Consider the following 26,119-nt stretch of genomic DNA (forward strand, 5'->3'; position numbering starts at 1 on the left):
AAACAAGTTAAAACCATATTTGATCCGAACGGAATCTTTAATCGAGGCAAGATTGTCGACACGCCACCGATGGATAAATTTCTTCGATATGCCATTGATGAAAAACCAAGAGAAATTCAAACAGTATATGATTTTAGAAATCAAGGTGGGATTTTACGATTAGCTGAAAAATGTAGTGGTTCAGGGGATTGCAGAAAAACAGAAATTACAGGTGGTACGATGTGTCCAAGTTTTATGGCGACTCGAAGTGAGCGTGATTCCACGCGAGCAAGAGCAAACATTTTACGTCAATTTTACAGCAGCGAACAAATAGATTCTTCTGTATCTGATAAGGAAGTTAAAGAGATTTTAGATCTGTGTTTATCGTGTAAGGCATGTAAATCAGAGTGTCCTTCTAGCGTAGATGTTGCTAAAATGAAAGGTGAGTTCATGCAAGGATTTTACGATAACCACGGTACACCTGTTCGAACCAAATTGATCGGGGGTTTTGCTAATCAAATGAAGTTAGCCTCCTTGGCCCCTTGGGGATATAATTTTCTAGTAGATACTCCATTGCTACGAAGGAATCTGAATCGGGTGATTGGTTTTCATCCTGAGCGAAGTATGCCCACTTTGTCGAAGTATACCTTATACCAATGGTTTAAGCACGAATTAAAACAGGAGAAATCTGAAAGAAAAGTAGTTGTTTACTGTGATGAATTCACGAATTACAATGATGTCGAGATTGGTAAAAAGACGATTCGATTACTAAAGAGATTGGGCTATTATGTTGAAATGTTAGAAAGCTCAATTAGCGGGCGTTCCTATTTATCTAAAGGGTTGATGAGAAAGGCAAAGGAAATTGCCATTCGGAATGTTAGTTTATACAAAGATCATATTTCTGATCAAACACCTTTAATTGGTATTGAACCTTCAGCCATTCTTTCCTTCCGAGATGAATATATTGATTTAGTGCCAGATGAATTAAAAGAAACAGCTAGGCAATTGGGGGTAAATTGTCTTCTATTTGAAGAATGGTTTTGTCGCGAGATGGATTCTAAAAATATCAAGCAAGACCAATTCACACGTACAAATCAACTCATTTACCTGCATGGACATTGCCATCAAAAATCAATTGCTTCTTTGACACCTACTAAAAAGGCATTGTCGCTTCCGGTAGGATATGAAGTGAGATTGATTAATTCAGGATGTTGCGGAATGGCGGGGTCGTTTGGTTATGAGAAGGAACATTATGAAGTTTCCATGAAAGTAGGCGAGCTCGTCTTATTTCCTAAAATCAGGGAAACAGCTGAAACGGAAATCATTGTTGCATCGGGGACAAGTTGTCGGCATCAGATAAAAGATGGGACTGCTAGACGGGCATTACATCCTGTGGAGGTGTTGTTTGATGCGTTTAAGAATTAAAACATTGAAATTTCAAATTATAAAATAACCTATCGTAAATTAATCAATCATGAAAAAAGTTCTTTTTATCATTGTCAACTTATTAACTTTTCATGTAGGTTTTGGCCAAAAAACCTATCAAAACAATTGGGAATCTATTGACAGCAGACCTGTCCCAGCTTGGTTCGAAGATGCCAAATTTGGCATATTTATTCACTGGGGTTTGTATTCGGTTCCGGCATATAGCCCAACTAGCCGGGATAAAGTGGGCGTTTATGATCGCTATGCGGAGTGGTATTGGAAACGTTGGCAAGAACCTAATCGGGTACAAAAGTTTTTCACTGATTATCATACGAAACAATTCGGAGCGGATGCTAAGTATCAAGATTTTGTAAAAAACTTCAAGGCCGAAATGTTTCAGCCAGATGAGTGGGCGCAACTATTTGAAAATGCCGGAGCGAAGTATGTCGTGCTGACTTCGAAACACCACGAAGGTTTTACCCTTTGGCCATCCAAACAATCATGGAATTGGAACGCCATGGATGTAGGTCCACACCGTGATTTGTTGGGCGACCTAACTAAGTCTGTTAAGAATAAAAATATCAAAATGGGCTATTATTATTCCTTATTGGAATGGTATAATCCCTTGTACAAGAAGGAGACGTTGAACGAATACATCGACCAACACATGTTTCCACAGATGAAGGATTTGGTGAATACCTATCATCCGGATTTGGTTTGGACAGATGGTGAGTGGGATTATACGTCGGATAAATTACGTAGTACCGAATTTTTATCCTGGCTCTACAACGATTCGCCTGTGAAAAACTCGGTCGTAGTCAATGACCGTTGGGGCAAAGAAACCCGTACAAAACATGGTGGATTCTATACTACTGAGTATGATTTAGTTCACGATGGAGATGCCAATGGGTTGGATTTTGGCAAACCATGGGAAGAATGCCGTGGAATTGCAGGCTCTTTTGGCTATAACCGAAATGAGAATTTGGAAGATTATTCGACTTCTGAGCAATTGGTGCACATGTTGATTAACAAGGTGGCACGTGGCGGAAATTTATTGTTAAACATTGGGCCAACTGCCGATGGTCGGATTCCGGTGATCATGCAGCAGCGTCTAACGGATATCGGATCTTGGTTGAAGGTAAACGGCGAAGGAATTTATGGTACACGTAAGTGGGATAAAGCCCCCAAAGTTACTCCTGCAACAAAGCAATATTTCACCCAAAAAGGCAACGACTTGTATTTGATTACAACGGAATTTCCATCAGGACCATTGCAAGTAGCTGGAGTTAAAAAGCCTGTTTCAGTTAGTTTATTGGGGTCTAATGTAACGATCAAATCAAGTTTTAAAGGAGGGGTTTTAACCATCGCTCCGCCAGCTTTAACTCCGGGCACAAACCCATGTCAGTATGCGTGGGTGGTTAAGATAGCAGGTGCGTCAATGAACTAATGTAAACCTCGAAAATTAAGATTTTAAATTATTCATAGCTATGGAAAATTCAAAAACACTAGTACAACGCTATTATAAACCTGAGCTAGATGTTCTTCGGTTTTTTGCTTTTCTATTTGTCTTTTTTGTGCATCGATTGGACCTAGCGCCTATTGATGGGAAAGAATATTACTGGGCATTTCACCTAAGTCTTATTGGTAATTATGGCGTGCCACTCTTCTTTTTTCTCAGTGCATTTTTGATTACCGAGTTATTAATTAGAGAGCAGGATAGCTTTGGGCATGTTGACGTTAAGTCATTTTACATTAGACGTATCCTGCGTATTTGGCCTCTTTATTTTACGTTTTTCTACCTTATGGTTGTTCTAACTTGGACGACACCTATTTTTAGCACGCCCATACCCTCAGGTACGCAAATCGCATTCTCATTTTTTTCTGGTAATTGGAATATAACATTTAACAAATGGCAGTCTTATTGCATAAATCCATTGTGGAGCGTGTCGGTTGAGGAACAACTCTACATCATTCTTCCCTTGATCGTTTATTATGGTGGCAAGCGAGGCTTGAAGATATTCTCTTTTGTAGTCTTGGTTATTTCGTACTTAACTATCATTTATTACGCTTTGAATCCTACCTCAGGATTTAGTGGTCAATGGACAAATAGTTTTGTTCAATTTCAATTTTTCGCCGCCGGCATTTTGTGTTCAGTTTACCTAGGAGGTAAGCAACCTCAATGGGATCTAACGACGCGCATTGTGTTGTTTGTTTTAGGCGTGGTTTGTTGGTTAATCGCCTCAATTGTATGTGAAATCAATGCCGACGCACCTCATTTGGCAACCATCTCACAATCTGTATCGGGATGGATTTTGATTCTTGCAGGAGTAATGCTGATGTTTTTTTCTCTATTGGGAATAGCATCGAAATACCTTCCAAATCCGTTCATCTACCTAGGCCGCATATCATACGGAATGTACATCATGCACATTACAATTTACTGGATTACGTATCAGATATTTAAAGATGATCTGGCTTTGGTGAGCGAGAAAATGGGATTGTTGAATTGGAAAAATGAGGTTGGCTTTGTTTTGGCATTTATGATTACCGTTTTATTCGCCACCTTTTCATATAACTTTTTTGAAAAGCCTTTTTTAAAGTTAAAAAATCGATTTACGCTAGTGCCTTCGAGGGAGGTATAAATTATTTTACTTTTTGTAGTAAAAATGGCGTCTTGTTTACTCTATATAGTGGAAATAAAATATTTAGTCAGGTCAAATTAAGCGTTTAATTAGTTTTCAAATAAGGGTTGAATGAATACAATTTTGATTCTGTTCAATTAAAACCTCCCGAGAAATTCTTGGGAGGTTTTTTGTTTCTGATGGGTTTGTAGCAAGTGAAAGTATCGTGGTGTAGAAACATCTTTTTTTATTGTGGCTTCAACCAGCACCTGGCTGATTCCCTGCTAAAAACTAGTCGGGTGATCGGAAATTAGCTTGGGGTCACCGGGTATTTTATGTAAATACGCACCGCACGGGAGGCGATTTCGCTTGGCATCAAACCAATACCAATGTGCAGCCGGGAGAAGTTAATTTTACCTGGGTTTTTGGAGATAAATGGAAGTAAACTTTTATTGTATCAAAAAAATACATTAATTTGTATCTAAGCTCTAAACCTATTTATATCATCATGCAAAGAAGACATTTTCTCAAGCAATCGAGTGCTTTTCTCGCTGGTTCATTCCTTTTTCCTTCTATTATTCAAGCTACTCCTCGTCCCATGGGCGTGCAGTTGTTTACGCTCTTTATGACCTTGGATCAAGATGTGAAAGGGAATATGAAGAAGATTGCGGATTTGGGTTACCAGGATATCGAATCAGCTTTTAGTCGTATTGGCGGATTTTATGGTATGTCGGCAATGGAATTTTCTGATTTGAATAAATCTTTGGGCATGAACTGGGTTTCACATCATGTAATGGGTGCCCCATTCAAACCACGTCCGGGATTTGATACATCGAAGATGCCTCGTATGAATAATTTACGCGATGATGCGCAGGCGATTGTGGATTCATTAAAGGGCACAACAGTGAAATATTTGGTATGTGCGAATATTCCTGTGGAAACGAAAGAAGAGGTTGGGGAAGCGGTAAAAATATTAACCAATGCAGGTAAAATTGCCAATGCGGCTGGCTTGACTTTGTGTTACCACAACCATGATCGTGAATTTGAATTAGTTGATGGACAAAAGGCTTTTGATGTATTCTCAAAAGAGATTCCAGCAGATTTGTTGAAATTCGAATTGGATTTGGGATGGGCGACCAAAGCCGGTGTGGATCCGGTAGCTTTGTTTAAAGCCCAGCCAGGTCGTTTCCCTCTATGTCATATCAAGGATTTTGATGAAGGATTTAAGAACATTGTACCCGCGGGATCTGGTATCGTAAATTTCAAACGCATATTGGATGCATCAAATATCGCTGGTATGAAGCATTTCTTTATTGAGCATGATATGCCCAAAGACGCGATTGAAAGTTTGACGATTGGTAAAAAGAATATAGGACCTATGTTGTAATAGATTAGATTAATTCTTTGAAAGCGCGGGATGTATGTTCCGCGTTTTTTTTGTACGATTTGTAGAGACGCGATACTTCGCGTCTAGATTTTTGATTTAAGACGCGAGGTATCGCGTCTCTACAAAATGGGACGAATAGACGCGAGGTATCGCGTCTCTACCTTTTTACCTCAATATTCTAAACTGATAAGGCGCCAATTCCAAATGCTCATGATCCATACCCACAGGTAACGTTTCCTGTGACCATAAATCCTGAACTTGTTCTGGGCGTTTTCCATTGGTATCCATGATGAACCATGAAATCGACTGTGGCGTAGAACTGAAATTAAAGAGGCAGGTGATTTTAGATTCACCCATAAATCGAATAAATCCAGCAATGGAATTATTTTGATTCCCCAGCCATTGAATATTTTTCAAATCAGCTAAAATCGGCGTGCTACGTCTTAATTTGATCAATTTTTGTAGAGCTGAATAAACTTTATTTTCAGTCATTCCTTTTTTGTCCACAAGTTCCGCCCTTTTCCAGTCAATGACCGGCCGATGCATCCAGCGATTATCGTAACTTTTTCCCGGATCTTCAAGGTAGCTGTAGTCATTGGTGTAGCCCGCTTCATCGCCGTAGAACAACATGGGTACACCGCCTACCAACATGCACATGGCTTGCATCAAAATTATCTTATCGATTGACGTTTGAATGAGTGCGGCGTCTTTGGCCTCAATCGCTGATTCTAAACCACATAAAGAGGCCAAAGATCCAGACAATCGCGCATCCTGCGTTTTCGGATTAATAGCAAATAAAGCACCTCGCGCCGGAGTACCTGGGAAGGTACCGCTGTAGTAATTTTTGATGTACATCCGGTGATCATAGGGGGTAAAGCCTGCATGCTCAATCATGTAGTCATCATAGCCTAGACCAATATCATCGTGGCAGCGGGTGTAGGTTAACCATGTGGTGCCCAATGGTTTACGTTGCAATTCGTGCTGTGCATGTTGCATAATGCGTACATCTCCCGTTGCCAAAGCATCCCATTGCACGGCCATTTGCGTCGCATTATAAGCGAAATCACATTCATGCGTTGCGTATCTGCCTGTACCGAAATACTCCATAATCTGCGCTGGAGCGACAATGGCTTCACCTAAAATCGCCATCCCCGGTGTGGCCACTTCCACACACATTTTGATTAGTTGTAATAGTTGGTGCGCCTCTGGAAGGTTCTGGCACGTCGTTCCCACTTGCTTCCAAATGAATGCCGGTGCATCGATTCGAACGACATCCACCCCTAGATTGGCATAGAAAAATACATTGCCCAGCATCTCTACAAACACTCGAGGGTTCGTGTAATTCAAATCCCATTGATACTGATGAAACACAGTCATCACCCATTTATCGGATTTTTCATCATAGGTAAAACTTCCTGGGGAACTCTCCGGGAAAATTTCAGGCATCGTCTCATCCATCAAATCCGGGATGCGGCGATCATCGTACATGTAAAAATAATCCTGGTATTCTTTGATTCCTTTCTTCGCTAATTTCGCCCATTCGTGGTGATGCGAAGTATGATTGAGTACAATGTCAATCATCAAATACATGTCTTTTGCTTGTAATTCAGCCTGAAAAGCACGTAAATCATCAATCGTTCCTAAGCGCTCCTCCACCACGCGGAAATCTTCCACTGCATAACCTCCATCACTTTCCCCTTCCGGGCTTTTGAACAAAGGCATCAAATGCAAAAAATTAACGCCTAGTTTTTCGAGGTAAGGAAGTTTAGACGGGAGCTTATTGATTTGACCAGCAAAGCGGTCCACATATAAACTCATGCCCACTAGGTCCTGACTCAAGAACCACGTGCCTTTTTTTTCTTTGTCGGTGTCTCGCTTTTTTAACGCATCCGACCGATCGAGATGTGCTTGACAAACGGAATTTAACAGGCTTTCGAATAATCCTGCCGCTGAGGGGTGTGACCCGTAAATGGCATGAAAATGAGTATATATATCATCCAAGTTCGCCGTAAAGCGTTCCTGAAATGCGGAATCTTTGATTTTATGCGTTTTGATTAGCTCATGGAGCTTTTTTTGAAGGGCTGGGTTGTACACGGATATTAATTAAAAATACTGTTATTCAAATGTTTAAATGCCTCCATCGCGCCCATATACTCGCAGGTACGCGCACCGGCTTTGTTGGCATTCTGGATGAGACCATTCCAATCCTCCCATGCGAGCGATTCAGGTTTCAATGAATCGCGGTCCAACTGATAGAGCACGGCACCCACGAACGCATCACCTGCACCGGTGGTATCGGTTGGCTTAATCGGAATGCTCGGAATGATGTAGGTTTTTCCGCCTAATCCCAACAGCGTGCCGTCTTTGCCTAGGGTAATCGTAAATACACCCGGTATATTATGTAGCAAGTTGTCTGCCGCTTCTTCCAGGGAATTTTTGCCTGTAATCAACATCGCTTCCTCATCACTTAGTTTGGTAAAATGCGCTTGCTTCAGGAAACTCCAGGATTGTTTGATGAAGCTTTCTTGTTTGTCGCCAAACAATAAATGCCGGTAATTCGGGTCAAAGCTGATGGTTTTGCCTTTGTTTTTCGCAGCTTCCAGTAAGTGATAATAGGCTGCATTTAAGGGTCCATCTAGAAATGCGGTGGCCGATCCGAAATGAATAATGTTCGTTTGACTTAGGTCGATTTGATTGACTTCGTCCACGGTTAATTCCGCATCTGCACCTCGGTTAAACACGAAATCTCGTTCGCCGTCCAGCATTAAGGACACAAAAGCAAAGGTGGTAAAGTGCTTGGAATCCAAATGAACATGTGTTGTGTCCACGTGAAATTCCGCCATGACTTGTTTTAATTGTTTGCCAAAATGATCATTTCCTACTTTGGCAGAAAGCGCCACGGAGCCACCTAAGGCACCGATTGCCGCGGCGACATTCGTCGGGGCACCTCCCGGTTTTTTTAAGAAATTTTGTCCGTCTGATAAGCTTGAGCCCTTATCGGTACAAATCATATCGATTAAGGCTTCGCCAATACACAATACACTCATTAGGCAGTTTTATTTGGGGATGGTTTAATAAAAGCTGTCGCTACGGCAGCAATGGCCAATAACACGCCCGCAAAGGTAATGGCATTTCTTGGATCGTTATCTAAAAAGTTCTTTAATATGTACCCAAAAGTCACGTTTTGTAAGATCATCGGAATCACAATCATCATGTTGATGATGCCCATATAGACGCCATAACGTTCTTTTGGAATGTCACTTACGACTAATAAATAGGGGATACCCATCATACTGGCCCAACCAACACCAAAGCCTGAGATCGCGAAGAATAACAGGTTCTTGTTTTCGATGTGTGGAAAGGCAAGAAATCCGATTGCAGCGAGTAGCAAACAGAGCATGTGAACGGATTTGGCTCCATACTTTTTGGCGAAATTCGCTAAGGCTAAAGCGGATAAAAACGTCACAATATTGTACCATCCGTTGACTAAACCTGTCCAGGATACCGCTTTTTCATACAGCTCAGGGTTATCTTTCGGTGTCGCATTCCAAACCGATAAGGCAATACTTTTGGAAGAATTTTGCCAATAACAAAAGAGGGCATACCATTGAAATAAATACACGAGGGCTAATTGCCACATTACTTTTGGCATGACTCCTATGGCATGAAATATTTCAACTACGGACTCTTTCAAGCTGACCTTTTTAGCACGAATCTGTGCGAGTTCTTCGGCTGTTGGTTCAATTTCCGACGTTGTTCGCATGCTCCACCAAATCGATCCAATGGAACAAATAGCGCCTAAAAAGAAGGAGGCATATACCCAAGTAGGTAATGACCCGGTTTTGCCGATAAAGATTAAGGGGAAAATGAAGAGCGATAAATTGGCTAAGGTTTGGCCAAAACCCGTGAAAAAACTTTGCATTTGAAAGCCTGTGGGCTGCTGATCCTCATTTAATTTATCCGCCACAAAAGCGCGATAGGGTTCCATCGCGGTATTATTTCCTGCATCTAGAATCCACAATAAACTTGCGGCCATCCACAATGAGGAACTGAATGGGTACAAGAGTAAACAGATACTGCATAAAAGTGCCCCAATAAAGAAATAAGGTTTTCTACGGCCCCAGCGTGGATGCCAAGTACTGTCGGATAGCGCTCCAATAAAGGGTTGGACCAATAATCCGGTAACAGGCCCTGCTAAATTCAATAAGGGTATTTCATCTGGACTCGCCCCTAAGAAATCATATATGGGATTAACCGCACTTTGTTGGAGCCCGAAGCTATATTGAATACCAAAAAATCCAACGTTCATGTTGACAATTTGACTAAAGCTGAGCGAAGGTTTTTTAATCGACATGTTAATAGGTTTATTTTCAGATTAAACTTAATTAATCCAATGTTCATGCGCAAACAGTACTAGTCTGTTGGCCTAATATTCTTGCGATAATGGGTGAATCATCAATTCGTCAATCACCACATGCGCGGGCTGATTCATCACATAATAGATACTGTCGGCCATATTTTCGGAGCTTAACCAAGTTTGATGGCTTGTATCTCCTTGTGGTTCTGCGTGAAAATGGGAATCGACTAATCCAGAGTATACACATGACACCTTGATGCCATCCTTGCGTACTTCTTTGCGAAGCGCCTCAGTAAATGCGTGTTGGGCATATTTAGAGGCGCAGTATAAGGATCCTCCATCAAATACGCGTTTGGCGACATCCGATGCGATGGAAATGATATGTCCTTTTTTCGCCTCACGCATGTGGAGTAAGACATTTTGGGAAAATAAAAAGGTTCCTTTAACATTCGTGTCAAAAACTTGATCCCATTTTTCTTCTGTATACGAATCAGTTGGCCCAAAAGCACCAACCCCCGCATTATTGATTAGGTAGTCAATTTTTCCGTAAGTATGAGCCGTTTTTTCGACCGCATTTTTAACAAATGAAGCATCCGAAACATCGCCAGCAAAATAAAGTGGACGATGACCTATCTCCGTGATTTCTGCAGCCAAATCTTTTAACTCCCCTACATTTCGGGCAATCAGGCTGAGCTGGAAATCATGTTTGGCTAATAAAAGGGCTAATGCCCGACCGATGCCGCGTGAGGCGCCGGTGATGATGGCGGTTGGGTAGTTGTTATTCATGTCCCAAACTTACTAAATTAATATGGATTGATTCGGGCTTGTTTATTGAATTATTTTTGTATTATTTTATACAATTCTAATTTCAATATACCATGAAAAAAGTCAAAGACATTTTAACAAAGAAGGGGGCGATGATTATATCCATCTCTTCGGATGCAAAGATTATCGAGGCTTTGCAGTTGATGCAAGATTGTAACGTGGGTTCGGTTGTGGTCATGGACCATGGACAATACCGCGGTATTTTGACGGAGCGTGATTATGCGCGAAAAGTAATATTGTTAGATAAAAATTCATCGGATACTTCTGTGGCTGAAATCATGTCAACAGACCTGCCAGGAGTGGAGTTGGGAAGTTCGATAGAGGTCTGTATGATCTTGATGTCGGAAAGGAATATTCGCTACCTACCAGTAGTTGATAATGGAGAAATGATTGGAATTATCTCCAGTAATGATTTGATTAAGGCAACGATTCAAGATCATTTGGAAACGATTGAACACCTGAAAAATTACATACATGCGTAAAAAGGTTGCCTTTTTAATTAATCCTTTCAAACGAATTCAATTACAGTCTTATGTAGATTGGGTTAAATCTTGTCTCGATTTTTCTTTAATTATTTTTGACCAGGAATGGCCAAAGAGGTTAAATGATTTTGATGAAGTTTGGGTGATGGGAGGCGACGGGACCTTTAATTATTTTGTAAATAAGTATCCGAATTGTGATAAGCCTATTGCGTTATTTAAAGGCGGAACTGGAAATGATTTTTATTGGAAACTCTATGGGAATCTTACCCGTGAAATGCATTTGAATACTATTATAGATTCACATGTGGAGTCTTTTGATGCAGGCCAAGTGAATGAAATGCTTTTTTTGAATGGGGTTGGAATCGGAATAGAAGGGGAAGTTTTGTCGGCCATAGATGCCATTCGTTGGCTTGGTGGCGCTCTTGGCTATTATTTAGCGGCTATACCTGCCTTGATTCGATTTAAGACTTATCATATTCAAGGTGGCAGAGAGGTCTTTTTATGCATGATATTTAATAGTGCACGGGCAGGAGGAGGATTTCACTTCTTTCCCATGGCGGATTTGCAAGATGGCCAATTGGATATGCTCATCTGTGACCCTTTACCTGTTTACAAGCGTTTGTTTTACATGCCAATCATTCAATCGGGGGGACATTTAAATTTACCATTTGTGCATTTTTCAAAGATAAGTTCCGAGCAAATTCGTTGCGATCGGGTTTTACGTGCTCAAGTGGATGGGGAAGTGTTGGAATCGGATACATTTGATTTTAAAATTCTTCCTGCTAAATTTAAGTTTATCGTACCTACTAAACTTTAAATTATGTATAATCGATTAAAGGCTGTAATGGCCTTGGTTATCCTTTCGCTTTCTGCATTTGGTCAAGAAGCTGACAAGAAAAAAGTCATTCAATCCATTCAAAATCGTTCCGATCAATACGGACAAATTGCTCAGAAAATCTGGAATTTTGCGGAGGTGGGGTATAAGGAAAAACAAAGTTCTTTGCTACTCCAAGAGACCTTGCGTCAGGCAGGTTTTCAGGTAGAAGCCGGTGTGGCGGATATTCCAACGGCCTTTGTTGCAACTTTTGGTCAGGGAAAACCGGTGATCGGAATTATGGCAGAATACGATGCCTTGCCAGGTTTATCACAGGATTCCATACCTACTAAACGTAGTTTGGGGGGTAATTCAGGACATGCCTGTGGTCACCATTTATTTGGAACAGGTTCGGTTGCAGCGGCTATTGCTGTGAAGGAATGGATGAAGGAAACAGGTCAAAAAGGAACCATCAAGTTGTACGGTTGCCCGGCGGAAGAGGGGGGTTCTGGAAAAGTATATATGGTCCGCGCTGGGTTATTTAGTCAGGCGGATGTGATGTTACATTGGCATCCGAACGATGAGAATACAGTTTCGGCATCATCTTCATTAGCCAATAAAGCTGGCAAATTCCGTTTTTATGGTTTGTCATCTCATGCGGCGGCGTCTCCGGAGCGTGGTCGTTCAGCCTTAGATGGTGTGGAGGCAATGGACCACATGGCGAACATGATGCGAGAGCATGTGCCGTCATCGACACGCATTCATTATGTGATTACGAATGGCGGTAAAGCGCCAAACATCGTTCCTGATTTTGCAGAAGTGTATTATTATGTGCGTTCGCCACAACGCGAAGTGGTTGCGGATGTGTGGAGTCGGTTGGAGAAAATTGCCGAGGGTGCCGCGCTAGGAACAGGCACGCGGTACGAGGCGGAGTTGATCGGTGGTGTATATGAAGTTTTACCCAATCAGCGCTTAGCGAGTGTGATGGGGGCAAACCTAAAGGCTGTGGGTGGATATACCTTGAATGCCTCTGAGCTTGCTTTTGCGAAGCAATTGCAACAAACAGTGGGTATGCAGGCGGTGGATTTGGCGACGACGAATCAAGTATTTATGGATCGTCCGGATCCGAGTGGTGGTGGGTCAACAGACGTGGGTGATGTGAGCTGGGTGGTGCCAACGGTCGGTTTGGGTACCGCGACATGGGTGCCGGGTACCTCGGCGCATAGTTGGCAAGCTGTCGCTGCCGGCGGTATGTCGATAGGCCGAAAAGGCATGATGGTCGCTGCCAAAACCCTTGCAACTACCGCAATGGATTTATTTAAAAAGCCTTTATTGATTGAGGAAGCTCGTGCGGAGTGGTTGACCAAACGCGGAGGTGCTGACTTCCAATACAAATCGTTATTGGGCGACCGCAAGCCTGCCTTAAATTACCGCGATTAATTTTATCAGTTTTTTCGAGCGGTATTTGATTTTTAAACCGTAGCTTTTTGCTGCCCCTTTTACCTTTGGCAAACCTTAAAGGATTGCCAAAGGTAGGCAGCAGAACTTTTTTTTTCAAAATAATCATCGTAATATTGCAATGTAATAATTGAACCATGGGAATAACCAAAACAGATTTATTTACGGAGGAGCAAAATGCGATTGCCAACATGGCAAAAGTATTAGGTCATCCAGCGCGTGTGGCCATTCTGCAGTATTTGGTGAAATCGAAAACCTGCATTAACGGCGATTTAATTTCAGAGCTTGGCCTTGCCCAAGCGACCATTTCACAGCACCTGCGTGAGTTAAAAGAGATTGGTTTTATTCAAGGCACCATTGAAGGGGTGTCTGTTTGTTATTGCATTAATCCGGAAAAGTGGGCGGAATTTAGCCAACTATTCGGATCGTTTTTTGAACATTATTTCGTTTCTCAACAATCTAACTGCTGTTAATTATGAGCTTTCCGCGTATGCACGTTTCACTTTATGTCAGCAATTTGGCGGCTTCAGTGAATTTTTATTCGACGTTTTTTGGCCAACCGGCTACCAAGGTAAAACCGGGTTATGCCAAATACGTTCTCGATAGTCCGTCGTTGATCATCTCCTTTATTGAAAATCCAGAGCGTGTTCAGTCTAATTTTGGTCATCTAGGTTTTCAGGTGGAAACCTTTGAGGAAATGTCCAATCGCTTAGTTCATGCACGAGCGCAAGGTCTCGTTTCCAAAGAGGAAATTGGTACCTCTTGTTGCTATGCGGTACAAGATAAGTTTTGGGCAACGGACCCTGACGGAGTTCAGTGGGAGGTTTACTATTTCCACGAAGACGCAGAATTCAACGATCCGCATTATGAAGCACAAGATGCATCCGCCTGCTGCATGCCGCCTGTCGCTGAAAAAATTGAACTAAAAATGGTTGAAACACAAGCAGCTAATACCTGCGCACCCGGTTCCGGATGTTGTTAAAATATTATCAGTTTTTTTATTCATAAATACCTTAGCTTTGGCACACCTGTCAGGTGTGCCAAAGCTCAAGCCAGCAGTCCCTTTTGACCAAACAAACTAAATCAATCAAACGAATCATATATATACCAAACCACCCGTAAGAAAACCAAACCACCCAACCAGTCCCTTCTTTTCGCATGAATAATACCCTAAACGAAAACCTTGAATCGATTTTAGCCTTGGAAATCTCCGAGGAGCGCAGAGCCGTTCTTCAGCCTTTGATCGAATACATCAAATCCAAACGTGAAAAAGAACAACCGATTTTGTTGAATTTTATCTGCACACACAATTCACGCCGTTCGCAATTTTCCCAGATTTGGGCCCAAACAGCCGCAGATTATTTCCAATTAGCCGCTCAATGTTATTCAGGTGGTGTTGAGGTGACAGCTTGCAACGAACGGACGGTTGCCTCCTTAGAACGCATGGGTTTCATCGTTTCTAAACATGGGCATTCAAACCCCATTTATTTCGTGCTGCACACGGAAGATTCGCGTCCCATCAACGTATTTTCGAAATTATATGATGATGTCATTAACCCGCACCGCAACTTTGCGACGGTGATGACGTGTTCGCATGCCGACGAGAATTGCCCGTTTATTCCCGGTGCAGAAGTTCGAATTCCGGTCCGTTATGAAGATCCGAAAGCCTTCGATGATACGGATCAAGAAGCAGCAATGTATGATGAGCGTTCGCGCCAAATCGCAAGTGAAATGTTTTATGTTTTCTCCCGCGTCTAGCTAGTATGATCACGAACGACTAGCCAGCGTCCGTCAATTTTCTTAATTAACAAAGTGAAATAGCCACCTATGTCGCCTAGGCTAGGTCTTTTTAAATTCCACCGACCGAGCACCCAAGCCGTTTGGCCAGCCGTTACGTCCACTTCCTGTATGTCAAATGACAAGGTTCCCATTGTCTCGCGATTCGGATAACTTGTCTGATAGCGCTTGAGCGTGGCCGCCCAGCCTTTGGTTACACCAGCCTTCCCGATGAACTTCAAGTCCTCGCTTTTGGCATAATATTCCATAAACTCCTCGATTTTACCCTCATTCCATAGTTTCTCCTGCATACTCAGGACAGACTTGATATCCGAAACATCTTTATTTGTTTGTGCAAAAATGGGGAACGCCAAAAGGACGAAAGCAATGATTTTCATAGGTCGATATTTTTTTTCCAAAGTAAAATAATTTTGTCGACACATGTCGGTTTTTCGTATCAATTCTCACAAGCCAGTTTTTAGTTACCGATTATTGTATCATTTTTGTAAAATAATAAATCTAGACTTACCATGAAGCAATTTTTACTAGCCATTTCGCTAGCATGTACCTCGCTCGCAGCATTCGCGCAAGCCCCCGATGAAAATCGTTTTGTTAAGTCGGTACTCGTTGACAAACTCGACGAACCGATGGAATTTACCTTTTTACCGGACGGACGCATTGTCTTCGTTGAGCGTAAAGGGGAGGTTAAACAATACGATCCCGCGACAGGAATCACCAAATCAATTGGTAAAATCGTAACCAATACGAAATACACCAACCGCGCCGGACAAGTTCGTGAGGCAGAAGAAGGTGTGATGGGTGTCATTGTTGACCCTAATTTCAAAGAAAATCACTGGTTGTATATCTATTATGCACATCCAAAAGATCCGAAACACGTGTTGGCACGTATGGAATTGAAAGAAGAGGAGTTGTTGATAGACAAACAAAAAATTATTCTTGAAGTGCCTACTCAGCGTGAGGAATGCTGCCACACTGGTGGGGGTATGGTTTTCGATAAAGCCGGAAATCTTTTCTTGACGGTAGGTAATAACACAAGTAATAGTAACTCAGATGGCTATGCGCCCATCGACGAACGTCCGGGTCAAGCGTATTGGGATGACCAACGTGGCGCTTCGAACACGAATGATTTACGTGGAAAAATCTTACGTATTCATCCAGAGAAAGATGGTTCTTATACCATTCCTAAAGGAAATTTATTTGCCCCAGGCACGCCTAAAACGCGTCCTGAAATCTACACGATGGGACACCGTAATCCATGGAGACCAAGTTTAGATTCAAAAACAGGATATTTATATTGGGGTGAAGTAGGCCCAGATGCATCCGTTGACTCGGAAAAGGGTCCACGTGGATACGATGAATTTAATCAAGCCAAAGGACCTGGATATTTCGGTTGGCCTTATTTCATTGGAAATAACCAAGCCTATGCAGATGTAAACTTTGAAACATTAGCAATTGGACCAAAATTCAATCCGGCTGCTCCTGTAAACGATTCACCTAATAATACCGGTTTACGTGAATTGCCACCGGCAACGAAGGCGATGCTTTGGTATCCATACGGATTATCGGAAGAATTCCCATTAATGGGCTCATCAGGACGTTCAGCGACTGGTGGTCCGGTATATCACAAATCTGATTTCCCAAATGCTAAGCGTGCATTTCCTGCGTATTATGAAGGAAAATGGTTGATCGTTGAGTTCATGCGTGGCTGGATCATGGCCGTAACAATGGATGAAAATGGCAATTATAAATCCATGGAGCGCTTTATGCCAAACACAACTTTCGGTTCTGCCATCGATATGGATTTCAGTCCTGAAGGTGATTTATATGTATTGGAATATGGTTCTGCTTGGTTTAGAGGAAATGAAAATGCGCGTTTGGTGAAGATAGAATACCAAGGAGGTAACCGTAAACCAGAAGTTATGGCTTCAGCTGCCAGCAAAGCAGGTGCGGCTCCATTTGCTACTGTGCTTTCTTCGGAAGGAACCAAAGACGCGGATGGCGATAAGTTGACCTACACCTGGACAGTGAAAAAGGCAGGTAAAGTAGTGAAGAGCTTATCAGGTGCTTCGCCTAAATTGGCCTTAGCTACTCCAGGAAAATATGCAGTTACCTTGAAAGCTACAGATGCGAAAGGGGCAAGTAATTCAGCTGCATTGGAAATCTTAGTGGGCAATGAGGCTCCGGTTGTGGATATCGATTTCGAAGGAGCCAACAAATCATTCTACTTCGCTGATTCAGCACCGAAGTACAAGGTGGAGGTGACTGATAAGGAAGATGGCGAATTGGAAAAAGGTATCGCACCGGAATCAGTTGCAGCTACCTTGGATTACATTCCTTTCGGATATGATCCCATTGAAATGTCTCAAAGTCACCGCAAGGCTGATTCTGATTTATTTGCATCAGCAGGTTTACGTTTGATCAACAAGAGTGATTGTAAATCATGTCACCAGTTGAACTTGCGTTCGGTAGGACCAAGCTACAATGAGGTGGCGGCGAAATACAAAGGCCAAAATGTAATTGACCAATTAGCCGATAAAGTGATTGCCGGTGGAATGGGCGTTTGGGGCGAGCATGCGATGTCGGCACACCCAGCCATTTCCAAAGCAGATGCCAAACAAATGGTGTCTTATATCATGAGCTTAAGCGAGCCAAAAGCTTCGAATAAAATTGCCTTGAAAGGGGAGTTGGCCTTAGCTAAACCTGAAGGACAAAAATCAACGAAAGGGGTATTTGTCGTACGTGCAACGTATGTGGATAAAGGAAATAATAAAATTGCACCGGTTCAATCCGAGAAGTGGGTATTCTTACGTGCGCCACAATTGGATGTAGAGAAAGCTGATGTAACGAAAGGTATTCTGCAATTGATTACACCAGGTAGGTCAACCAACATGGTGGGTCAAAATCCACATTTAGGTTACAAAGGTTTAGACCTAACGGGTATTTCAACCATCGATATTGCGGCTTCTGCGCAAGCACGTGTAAACGCAGCTGGTGGTGTAATTGAGATTCGCCTGGATTCTCCAACCGGTCCGGTGATTGGAAAAACAAATGCGATTGAGGTTGCGCAAGGAGGAGGATTTGGTGGTCCACCGCCAGCAGCGGCAACGCCTGGAAAAGGGGCTCCACTAGGAACACCGGTAGCGAATGCGGCACCAGCACCTGCAGCACCTGCAGCTCCAGCAGCCCCGGCAGCCCCGGCAGCAGGAGGAGCACCGGCAGCTCCGGCTCAACAGGCACCGCGTAGACAAATGTCCACACCGACCCAAAAGGTTGCCATTCAGCCGACAACGGGTGAGCATGATGTGTATTTTGTCGCGGTAAATCCGAAGGCTGCAGACCAACAAATCGTCGTGCAGATCCAAGGAATTGAAATGAAAAAATAGTTTGCATAAAGTAGTTGGAGGGCTTACTTGTCTTTAAGATAAGTAAGCCCTTTTTTATGCGTTATACATTTGTTTTTCTTTTGGTTTCTTCTAGCCTTTTGGCTCAAAAAAACATAACTACAGCATCGGATGCTACGGCTCCTTTGCATGCTTTGCAGCCTGATTATCCGACGCCCTATGGAGCGGCTTCTGTGCAAGAAGTCCAAACGGTATTAGATCGCGTGTATACCTATTTAGATGCAGCCACTCCAAAGCAATTTGTCCATAAAACTACAGGAGCGATATGGTCACCCGGCCAAGCCTTCGAAGATCAAACCGTTTTTTCCAAAGGCGATTTTCGACCAATCTCCTACGAATGGGGTGTTACCTATTCGGGGATGTTGGAGCTCAGCCGAATTACCGGCAGTTCGAAATACAAAGACTACGTTTTCAGTCGGCTGAACCTCATTGCGTCGGCTATTCCAGCAGCACAGAAAAACGATTCCAAACATGTGTTACATGGACTTATTCATCCACGGGCACTGGATGACATCGGGGCGATGGGCATGGCCGTTGTCAAAGCCAAAAAGGCAGGGTTTTCGACCGACATGTCTTTCGTCACTAAACGGGCATCTGATTTTATCTTGAAAGAAGAACACCGTTTGCCGGACCGAACACTCGTTCGTATACGTCCGCTTCACCATACGATGTGGCTAGATGATGTATACATGTCCATTCCTGCGCTTTTGCAATTAGGGGAATATGACGAAGCGGTATTTCAGTTTAATTCCTACCGCAAACGGATGTTTAATCCGAATTTGAATATCTACATGCATGGGTATTTAGTGGATGCGGAGGAGCATCCGGAGTTTCACTGGGCGCGTGCGAATGGTTGGGCACTATTGACCAATTTCGAAATGCTTGAGTATCTACCGGCGAATCACCCGGCAAGACCTGAACTTGTCAAGCAATTGAAGAATCATTTGAAAGGCCTCATGTCCTATCAGGATGGCACCGGTTTTTGGCATCAATTGATTGATAAAAATGATTCGTATTTAGAAACTTCTGCCACGGCGATTTATACCTATGTGATGGCGAAAGGCATCAATATGGGTTGGTTAGATCCGAAAACCTATGGCCCAGCCGCTTTATTAGGTTGGAATGCGGTAGCTACCCGCGTCAATGAAAAAGGTCAAGTTGAGGGGACCTGTGTGGGAACTGGTTTAGCCTGGGATCCGGCCTTTTACTATCACCGACCAATCTCCCCGTTTGCGGCGCATGGCTACGGTCCGGTGTTGTTGGCAGGTTCAGCCATCATGGAATTGGTCAAGTCTAAAAATTATCAAATCAACGATTCGGCGGTGCATTTGAAGTAGAAATTTTCAATACCTTTGTGGCGTGAAAAGCGCCGTAGCTCTCTTGTTGTTTCTTGCCATGCAGCTTCCCTTGATGAATCAATGGGGTGCTGTGGCCTACTACCGCGTGAATCAAGATTACATCGCCAAAAATCTTTGCGAGAACCGTGACAAACCCATGTTGGATTGTAAAGGTCAATGTTACCTGGCAAAGCAGCTAAAGGCCGCAGAAGAAAAGGAGCAAAAGTCTAATTCAGAGCGTTTGGAAAAAATGCCTGAAGTTGTTTTAGCGTTCCAGTCGATTCAACCAATTTTTAGTTCTTTATTTGTTCAAATTCCAGTAGCAGAAGATCATTTTGCTACGCCTACATTCGTTCTTTCTAACGACCCTAAAGGCTTTTTCCACCCACCTCGAGCTTAATAAATTTGATTTATTTACCTGCATTTTTCAATGTGGGCATTATTCATTTTAATTAAGTTTTCATGAAAAATATCTTATTGTTCATGGGAATGCTGCTTTCTTTTGTGGCTAATTCCCAACAGTATACCGTGATGGTATTGAACTCAATTACTAACGAGCCGATTGTAGGCGCATCGTTAAAACAAAATTCAAAAGTTATTGCCATCTCGAACGAGCGGGGTGAATTTAAGATTGCAGCTACTTCAGGTGACTACGAAGTATCAAGCCTTGGTTTCTTGGCTAAAAAGGTAACAAATTTTCAGACTCCAATTTTGTTAGAAGAATCTACACAAAACTTGGAAGCAGTTGTGGTAACGGCTTCCCGACAAGCAGCTACGCGGGCGGAGACACCGGTAGCCATTCACAAAATTGGATCAGCCTTGATTCAAGATACGCGAGCAATCCAATTAACTGAATTGATCAATAAGGTTCCTGGGGTAGTCATGTTGAATTATAACAACGAACAACATGGGATGGGAATACGCTTCCCTTTTGGCACAAGTGCTTATTTTTTATACTTGGAAGATGGCTTGCCATTACGCCCTTTAGGTGTTTTTAATCACAATGCTTTGATTGAATCCAACATTCTCGGCTTAAATTCCATCGAGATTATCAAGGGGCCAGCGTCCTCACTTTATGGCCCAGAGGCAGTGGGTGGCGCGATTAATTTGATCACCAAAACAGCTCCCGGAATTCCTACCGCTCAAGTTGGATATCAGCTTGACCAGTGGGGCTATGGCCGTGTTCAATTTACGGCTGGCGCTCAATTGGGTAAGAAGTGGTCAATCATGACGGGTGGGTATGTGGCCCGCCAGCGTGGAGCTTGGGCTTCGAATTCTGATTTCGATAAGACTTCGGTCAATGTCCGTTTGGATTATCAATTCACGCCAAAAACAAAGTTGTGGGGTTCTTTTGCCTATAACGACTATTTCTCTCAAACAGGGGGAAACATTGATAGTACCGGCTTTTATTCGCGAACATACCAAAGCCCGGCGGATTTTACTTACCGCGCGTCCTTCTCATCTCGTTCCCGTTTGACACTGGAACATCAATGGTCCGAAAAATCCAATTCAAGTCTAACGGCATTTTATCGGGATAATGCTTTAGGTCAAAACCCCTCTTATTTGATTTCATGGGCCCCGCCATCGCTCTCTGCTTCAGGGCAAATTAATGAAAATAGTTTCCAGAGTTTTGGGGTGATGGGCCAACATAATCAGTCGTTTGAATTCTTGAATTCTAAACTTGTAGCAGGTTTTTTATTGGATCGTTCGCCAAACGACTATTGGGCTTATCGAATAAATTTAAATGCCACCTTGAGACCAGATAAACGTTCAGTTGAAAAATTTACGATCAGGGAAGTGTTGCCTACGAGCTTTTTGAGCAATTATTCGGCACTTATTTGGAACAAAGCCGCCTATGCGCAATTTGATTTACACCCTGTGAATAAACTACGTTTGTCCATCGGTGGGCGCTTTGATCAAATGTCGTTTGATTACACCAATTTCATCGACAAGTCAACAGGGACAAAAAACTATGCTCAGTTTTCACCGAAATTGGGTGTCACCTATGAGGCTAGTTCGAACGTCGGTTTCTATAGTAATTTTTCCAATGGATTTGCGCCGCCTGCTTTATCAGCAGTTTTTCGCCCTAGACCCGCTTCACAAGTTGCGGCAACAGGCGAGAAATTTTATTTAAGTATTGATCCAGCTGTTTTCGCTAATTATGAAGTGGGTGGTTGGGCATCCTTGTTTTCGAATAAACTGTATTTCGATTATACTTTTTACCGTTTGGAAGGAAAGAATGAGTTATTGGGCATCCGCCAGCCGGATAACACCACCGATTTTCAGTCGGCGGGAAAAACACTTCATGAGGGGATAGAGTACCAAATCACGTACCGACCAAATTACGCTTGGAACTTCCGTTTTGGCGGGACAAATGCCAAACATACGTTTGTGGATTTTGTGTTAAGTACGCGTGCGGCGGATGCACTTAAAAATGTGAACGGAAAAGAGATGCCCCAGGCACCTAATTTCATTGCAAATTCAGAAGTGACGTATAAATACAAAGGAGCTCGCATCGCATTGGAATGGCAAAGGATTGGTCCTTGGTTTGAGAATCAAGTGAACACAAGACGCTATGAGGGGGCATCCGTTTTAAATTTACGGACGGGGTATACCTATAAAGCCTATCAAATCTTTGCCAATGTCCTAAATCTGGGAGACGCATTATATGCATCAGCGGCTACCCGCGGAAATAATGCAACCGACAGAGCGACGTATACGCCTGCGCCACCTCGTACATTTGTTTTAGGGCTTCAAATCGATGTATTCCAACTATTCAAAAAATGAAAAAACTAATCTTTTTACTTGTTTTCGTTGCGCCTACCTTGTTCGCGCAGACGGTATCTAATCTGGCTAATCAGGCCTTGGATCCATCCTTTTCTGTCAAACCCAATGGCGATATCGTATTGTCATGGGTGGAGAGATCAGCCGATGGTGTTTTGTTTTTTCGTCGCGTTAATCAGGGGCCTGCCGAGCAGGTCCCAATTGACAAAAAAGCCTCTACGCATGCGGAGGGAATGCCTAAGTTGGCTTACAAAGCAGACGGCACCTGTATCCTTTTATATGAAATGAACCGACCTACAGCGGCGTCTCGTTTTAATGGCGATTTGTTGTATGCGATGGAGGTGAATGGTGTTTGGCAAAAACCTCAATACATCCACAAAGACACCGCGGCAGGTTTGAGTCATTCGTTTGGAAAGATTATTTCGTTACCCAATGGCGAGGTTGGAGCTTATTGGTTAGATGTGAAAATTGGTCCTAAAGGTCGGACGCTTGTTACCGCCTCTACTTCACCTGGTAATGGGTTTGGCGATATGAAAATACTGGATAAACAGACCTGTGAATGTTGTCGGATCGATGCCTTAGCTGACATGAAAGGGAATGTGGATGTGATTTACCGGGATTTGAATGACAAGGGGGAGCGTGATATGGGTTATGTGCACTCCTCGGATTTTGGTAAGACGTATACGGAATCGGTGCCATTATATGAGGATCATTGGAAAGTAAATGCGTGCCCACATGCGGGGCCATCCTTAGCCCGAGGCTCGAAAGGCTTAGAGGCTGCTTGGTATACAGGTGCCGAAGGGTCTTCAGGTGTAAAATGGGCGTATCAAAGTTCGCGTCAACTGATTCTTCATTTGAAAGGCGACAAAATGCGCATGCCACAGTTGGCCTCAAACCCGAAAGGGGAGACGGCCTTAGTGTATGCTGAAATTAAGCAGGAGGGTGAGCGTTATTATAAACAGATTGGGTTAATCGTTAAAGATGTCAAAGGGAATTTGAAGAAATCAGTTGTTTCCGATTCGGCTTATGATTGTGCCTATCCAGTAATTACTTGGAATGGGAAATCTTGGGTGATTGCCTATGAGACTGTGAAAGATACACAACAAGTCATTCAGGTTGTTACCAGATAAACATGAGTAAAATTTTTCTTAGATTGGCTTTAGTCAAATATGAATACTATGCAGCAAACATTTGATTTAAGCGGAAAGGTCGCCCTTGTAACAGGATGTAAAAAAGGAATTGGGATGGCGATGGCTATTGGGTTAGCGGAGGCGGGTGCGGATATCATCGGTGTTTCTGCTTCTTTGGAATTACAGGGTTCCGAAATTGAAAAAGCGGTTACTTCATTGGGCCGAAAGTTTAAGGCGTATCAAGCTGATTTTTCCGACCGCGAATCCCTGTATGAATTCATCAAAGCTGTGTTACATGATTACCCTCGCATTGATATTTTAGTCAATAATGCAGGAACTATTTTACGCGATCCGGCCGCAGAACATTCCGACGAATTTTGGGATGAAGTGATGGAAGTTAATCTTTCGTCTCAGTTTATATTAAGTCGGGAAATCGGTCGGACCATGATTACTCATGGCGCCGGAAAAATTATTTTCACAGCCTCACTATTGAGTTTTCAGGGTGGAATCAATGTGCCAGGCTATGCGGCTAGTAAAGGCGGGGTTGCTCGTTTAACGATGGCTTTGGCCAATGAATGGGCGAGCAAAGGCATTAATGTAAATGCCATCGCGCCTGGTTATATATCCACCGACAATACCACAGCGTTACGGGAAGATAAGGAGCGAAGTGCTTCGATTATAGGGCGCATTCCAGCGGGTCGCTGGGGTGATCCTGCCGACTTCAAAGGTCCTGTCGTTTTCTTAGCCTCCGAAGCAGCCAACTATGTGCACGGGACCATTTTGACGGTCGATGGGGGTTGGATGGGTAGATAGACACTGGACGTTAGACTTTGGACGTTAGACTGTAGACTGTGGAAATGTAGAGACGCGATACTTCGCGTCTAATTAAGCGTTAAGATTTAAATTTTTATAAATTAATTTTACTAACGTCTAGCGTCTAACGTCCGACGTCTAACTTAAACCTATGAAAAAACTATTCCTACTAGCCCTCCTGTTACCTCTCTCGGTTTTTGCACAAAAAATCGATGTGAACAAACAATTCAAATTAGCTGAGCAGCAATACAAATTAATGTTGGCAGCACAACCAGACACATCCGTGACCGTGCATTCAGCAAATCACGATGGTACCTACCGAAATATGCCGTCCAAATGGTGGTGCTCTGGATTTTTCCCGGGTGGTTTGTGGCAATTGTACGAGCGTTCAAAAGATCCGCAATGGGAGAAAGCAGCGCGCTTGTGGACAGCTGCTGTGAAGAAAGAACAATACAATACAGGTACACATGATTTAGGTTTCATGATGTTTGATTCGTTTGGAAACGGGTTGCGTTTGACAAAAGATTCAGAATACAAGCAGGTGTTGATTCAATCTGCGAAGTCTTTGGCAACGCGTTTTGACCCCAATATCGGATTGATTAAGTCGTGGAATGGCTTCAAAGGAGGCTACAAGTATCCTGTGATCATCGATAACATGATGAATTTGGATCTATTGTTTTGGGCTTCTAACGAGACCGGAGATCCACGTTTTCGTCAGATTGCGTTGACACATGCCGACAATACCATGAAGCACCATTTTCGTCCAGATAATTCAAGTTACCATGTGATTTTGTATGATGTCGATGGCAAGGTTTTGGCCAAAAAACAACACCAAGGATATCAAGATGAATCATGCTGGACCCGGGGTCACGCCTGGGCGATGTACGGGTATGTGGAAATGTACCGGAATACGAAAGATAAAAAGTACTTGGACTTCGCGCAAAAGATTTCGGATTACTACTTGAATCATCCGAATTTACCTGCTGACAAAATTCCATATTGGGACTTTTATGCACCCAATATTCCGAACGAGGAGCGCGATGCTTCAGCAGGTGCGATTGCCGCTTCAGCTTTGCTTGAATTGAGTACGTATTCAGGTCAAAAAGGCAAGCGTTACTATGCGGATGCGGTAAAGATGCTGGAGTCATTATCAAGTCCTGCCTATCGCGCAGCATTAGGTGAGAATAACAACTTCTTGATAAAACATTGTGTAGGCGCTAAATCCTTGAATTCGGAGATCGATGTGCCCCTAATTTACGCGGATTACTACTATTTAGAGGGATTGTTGCGTTACGAGAATTATACTAAAAAATAGTTTTCCCCGTTGAGCTTTGGCAAACCTTGTAGGTTTGCCAAAGCTAAGTAAAATCCTTAGAAACAGGAAGGAAATGGCTTGCCAAAGCAGCGCATAATGCGTACATTTGTGGCTTCATTTTTATTAAGCCCCATGTCAGTTAAAAAAATCCAATCTGCCCTCATTTCAGTTTATTACAAAGACGGCCTCGCGCC

The 26,119-nt window shown here is 42.9% G+C and carries 22 protein-coding genes; 17 read left to right on the top strand and 5 right to left on the bottom strand.

Annotated elements, in window-relative coordinates:
• From ACIQZ2_RS09790 to ACIQZ2_RS09805, 4 genes are all read left to right on the top strand, one after another.
• Window positions 1-1,404, top strand: a 1,404-nt coding sequence (locus tag ACIQZ2_RS09790; RefSeq protein ID WP_395768675.1) for a (Fe-S)-binding protein, incomplete at its 5' end; no start/stop codon positions are given.
• 49 nt (window positions 1,405-1,453) lie between these two features.
• Window positions 1,454-2,851, top strand: a complete 1,398-nt coding sequence (locus ACIQZ2_RS09795; RefSeq protein WP_395768676.1) for an alpha-L-fucosidase — start codon at window positions 1,454-1,456, stop codon at window positions 2,849-2,851.
• A 40-nt stretch (window positions 2,852-2,891) separates the two neighbouring features.
• On the top strand, window positions 2,892-4,046 hold the full coding sequence (locus ACIQZ2_RS09800) for an acyltransferase family protein (protein WP_395768677.1): 1,155 nt from the start codon (window positions 2,892-2,894) through the stop codon (window positions 4,044-4,046).
• A 487-nt stretch (window positions 4,047-4,533) separates the two neighbouring features.
• Window positions 4,534-5,412: a sugar phosphate isomerase/epimerase family protein gene (locus ACIQZ2_RS09805; RefSeq protein ID WP_395768678.1), complete on the top strand. Its 879-nt coding sequence runs from the start codon at window positions 4,534-4,536 to the stop codon at window positions 5,410-5,412.
• Window positions 5,413-5,577: 165 nt separating this feature from the next.
• On the opposite strand, the gene ACIQZ2_RS09810 is transcribed toward ACIQZ2_RS09805, so the two are convergent.
• The 4 genes from ACIQZ2_RS09810 to ACIQZ2_RS09825 all read right to left on the bottom strand — a co-directional run bounded on the left by ACIQZ2_RS09810 (window position 5,578) and on the right by ACIQZ2_RS09825 (window position 10,555).
• Window positions 5,578-7,506: an alpha-amylase family glycosyl hydrolase gene (locus tag ACIQZ2_RS09810; protein WP_395768679.1), complete on the bottom strand. Its 1,929-nt coding sequence runs from the start codon at window positions 7,504-7,506 to the stop codon at window positions 5,578-5,580.
• Window positions 7,507-7,511: 5 nt separating this feature from the next.
• A complete protein-coding gene (locus tag ACIQZ2_RS09815; protein ID WP_395768680.1) occupies window positions 7,512-8,459 on the bottom strand; it encodes a carbohydrate kinase in 948 nt (315 codons plus the stop codon).
• Window positions 8,459-9,766 carry an MFS transporter gene (locus tag ACIQZ2_RS09820; RefSeq protein WP_395768681.1) on the bottom strand — a complete coding sequence of 436 codons (1,308 nt, stop codon included), beginning with the start codon at window positions 9,764-9,766 and terminating at the stop codon, window positions 8,459-8,461. Before ACIQZ2_RS09820 ends, ACIQZ2_RS09815 begins: the two co-directional genes overlap by 1 nt.
• A gap of 72 nt (window positions 9,767-9,838) precedes the next feature.
• Complete coding sequence (locus ACIQZ2_RS09825; protein ID WP_395768682.1) at window positions 9,839-10,555, bottom strand: SDR family oxidoreductase; 717 nt, start codon at window positions 10,553-10,555, stop codon at window positions 9,839-9,841.
• Window positions 10,556-10,647: 92 nt separating this feature from the next.
• On the opposite strand from ACIQZ2_RS09825, the gene ACIQZ2_RS09830 reads away from it, so the two are divergent.
• The 6 genes from ACIQZ2_RS09830 to ACIQZ2_RS09855 all read left to right on the top strand — a co-directional run bounded on the left by ACIQZ2_RS09830 (window position 10,648) and on the right by ACIQZ2_RS09855 (window position 15,106).
• Window positions 10,648-11,076: a CBS domain-containing protein gene (locus tag ACIQZ2_RS09830; RefSeq protein ID WP_395768683.1), complete on the top strand. Its 429-nt coding sequence runs from the start codon at window positions 10,648-10,650 to the stop codon at window positions 11,074-11,076.
• Window positions 11,069-11,893: a diacylglycerol/lipid kinase family protein gene (locus ACIQZ2_RS09835; protein WP_395768684.1), complete on the top strand. Its 825-nt coding sequence runs from the start codon at window positions 11,069-11,071 to the stop codon at window positions 11,891-11,893. The genes ACIQZ2_RS09830 and ACIQZ2_RS09835 overlap by 8 nt, the downstream gene beginning before the upstream one ends.
• Window positions 11,894-11,896: 3 nt before the next feature.
• The gene (locus ACIQZ2_RS09840) at window positions 11,897-13,330 is read left to right on the top strand and encodes an amidohydrolase (protein WP_395768685.1); all 1,434 of its coding nucleotides are present in this window, start codon (window positions 11,897-11,899) and stop codon (window positions 13,328-13,330) included.
• Between the two features lie 155 nt (window positions 13,331-13,485).
• Window positions 13,486-13,821 (top strand): ArsR/SmtB family transcription factor, encoded by a 336-nt coding sequence (locus ACIQZ2_RS09845; RefSeq protein ID WP_395768686.1) that lies wholly within the window; start codon window positions 13,486-13,488, stop codon window positions 13,819-13,821.
• A 2-nt stretch (window positions 13,822-13,823) separates the two neighbouring features.
• Window positions 13,824-14,330, top strand: coding sequence for an ArsI/CadI family heavy metal resistance metalloenzyme (locus ACIQZ2_RS09850; protein ID WP_395768687.1), 507 nt, complete (start codon window positions 13,824-13,826; stop codon window positions 14,328-14,330).
• Between the two features lie 176 nt (window positions 14,331-14,506).
• Window positions 14,507-15,106 (top strand): protein-tyrosine-phosphatase, encoded by a 600-nt coding sequence (locus tag ACIQZ2_RS09855; protein WP_395768688.1) that lies wholly within the window; start codon window positions 14,507-14,509, stop codon window positions 15,104-15,106.
• Here the strand turns inward: ACIQZ2_RS09855 and ACIQZ2_RS09860 are convergent.
• Window positions 15,103-15,522, bottom strand: coding sequence for a YybH family protein (locus ACIQZ2_RS09860; protein WP_395768689.1), 420 nt, complete (start codon window positions 15,520-15,522; stop codon window positions 15,103-15,105). The two genes, ACIQZ2_RS09855 and ACIQZ2_RS09860, sit on opposite strands and share 4 nt — an antisense overlap.
• Window positions 15,523-15,654: 132 nt before the next feature.
• Here ACIQZ2_RS09860 and ACIQZ2_RS09865 point away from each other — a divergent pair, with 132 nt between their 5' ends.
• The 7 genes from ACIQZ2_RS09865 (at window position 15,655) to ACIQZ2_RS09895 (ending at window position 25,925) form a co-directional block, all read left to right on the top strand.
• Window positions 15,655-18,528 carry a PQQ-dependent sugar dehydrogenase gene (locus ACIQZ2_RS09865; RefSeq protein WP_395768690.1) on the top strand — a complete coding sequence of 958 codons (2,874 nt, stop codon included), beginning with the start codon at window positions 15,655-15,657 and terminating at the stop codon, window positions 18,526-18,528.
• 56 nt (window positions 18,529-18,584) lie between these two features.
• Window positions 18,585-19,883: a glycoside hydrolase family 105 protein gene (locus ACIQZ2_RS09870; RefSeq protein ID WP_395768691.1), complete on the top strand. Its 1,299-nt coding sequence runs from the start codon at window positions 18,585-18,587 to the stop codon at window positions 19,881-19,883.
• A gap of 22 nt (window positions 19,884-19,905) precedes the next feature.
• Window positions 19,906-20,283: a hypothetical protein gene (locus ACIQZ2_RS09875; protein WP_395768692.1), complete on the top strand. Its 378-nt coding sequence runs from the start codon at window positions 19,906-19,908 to the stop codon at window positions 20,281-20,283.
• A gap of 62 nt (window positions 20,284-20,345) precedes the next feature.
• Window positions 20,346-22,670, top strand: a complete 2,325-nt coding sequence (locus tag ACIQZ2_RS09880) for a TonB-dependent receptor domain-containing protein (protein ID WP_395768693.1) — start codon at window positions 20,346-20,348, stop codon at window positions 22,668-22,670.
• The gene (locus ACIQZ2_RS09885) at window positions 22,667-23,797 is read left to right on the top strand and encodes a hypothetical protein (protein ID WP_395768694.1); all 1,131 of its coding nucleotides are present in this window, start codon (window positions 22,667-22,669) and stop codon (window positions 23,795-23,797) included. Before ACIQZ2_RS09880 ends, ACIQZ2_RS09885 begins: the two co-directional genes overlap by 4 nt.
• A 48-nt stretch (window positions 23,798-23,845) precedes the next feature.
• Complete coding sequence (locus ACIQZ2_RS09890) at window positions 23,846-24,610, top strand: SDR family oxidoreductase (protein ID WP_395768695.1); 765 nt, start codon at window positions 23,846-23,848, stop codon at window positions 24,608-24,610.
• Between the two features lie 151 nt (window positions 24,611-24,761).
• Entirely contained in the window at window positions 24,762-25,925 is a 1,164-nt protein-coding gene (locus ACIQZ2_RS09895) for a glycoside hydrolase family 88 protein (RefSeq protein WP_395768696.1), read from the top strand.
• Window positions 25,926-26,119: the final 194 nt, after the last annotated feature.

This window comes from Aquirufa sp. (assembly GCF_044342065.1).
In the GTDB taxonomy this organism is placed as follows: Bacteria; Bacteroidota; Bacteroidia; order Cytophagales; family Spirosomataceae; genus Aquirufa.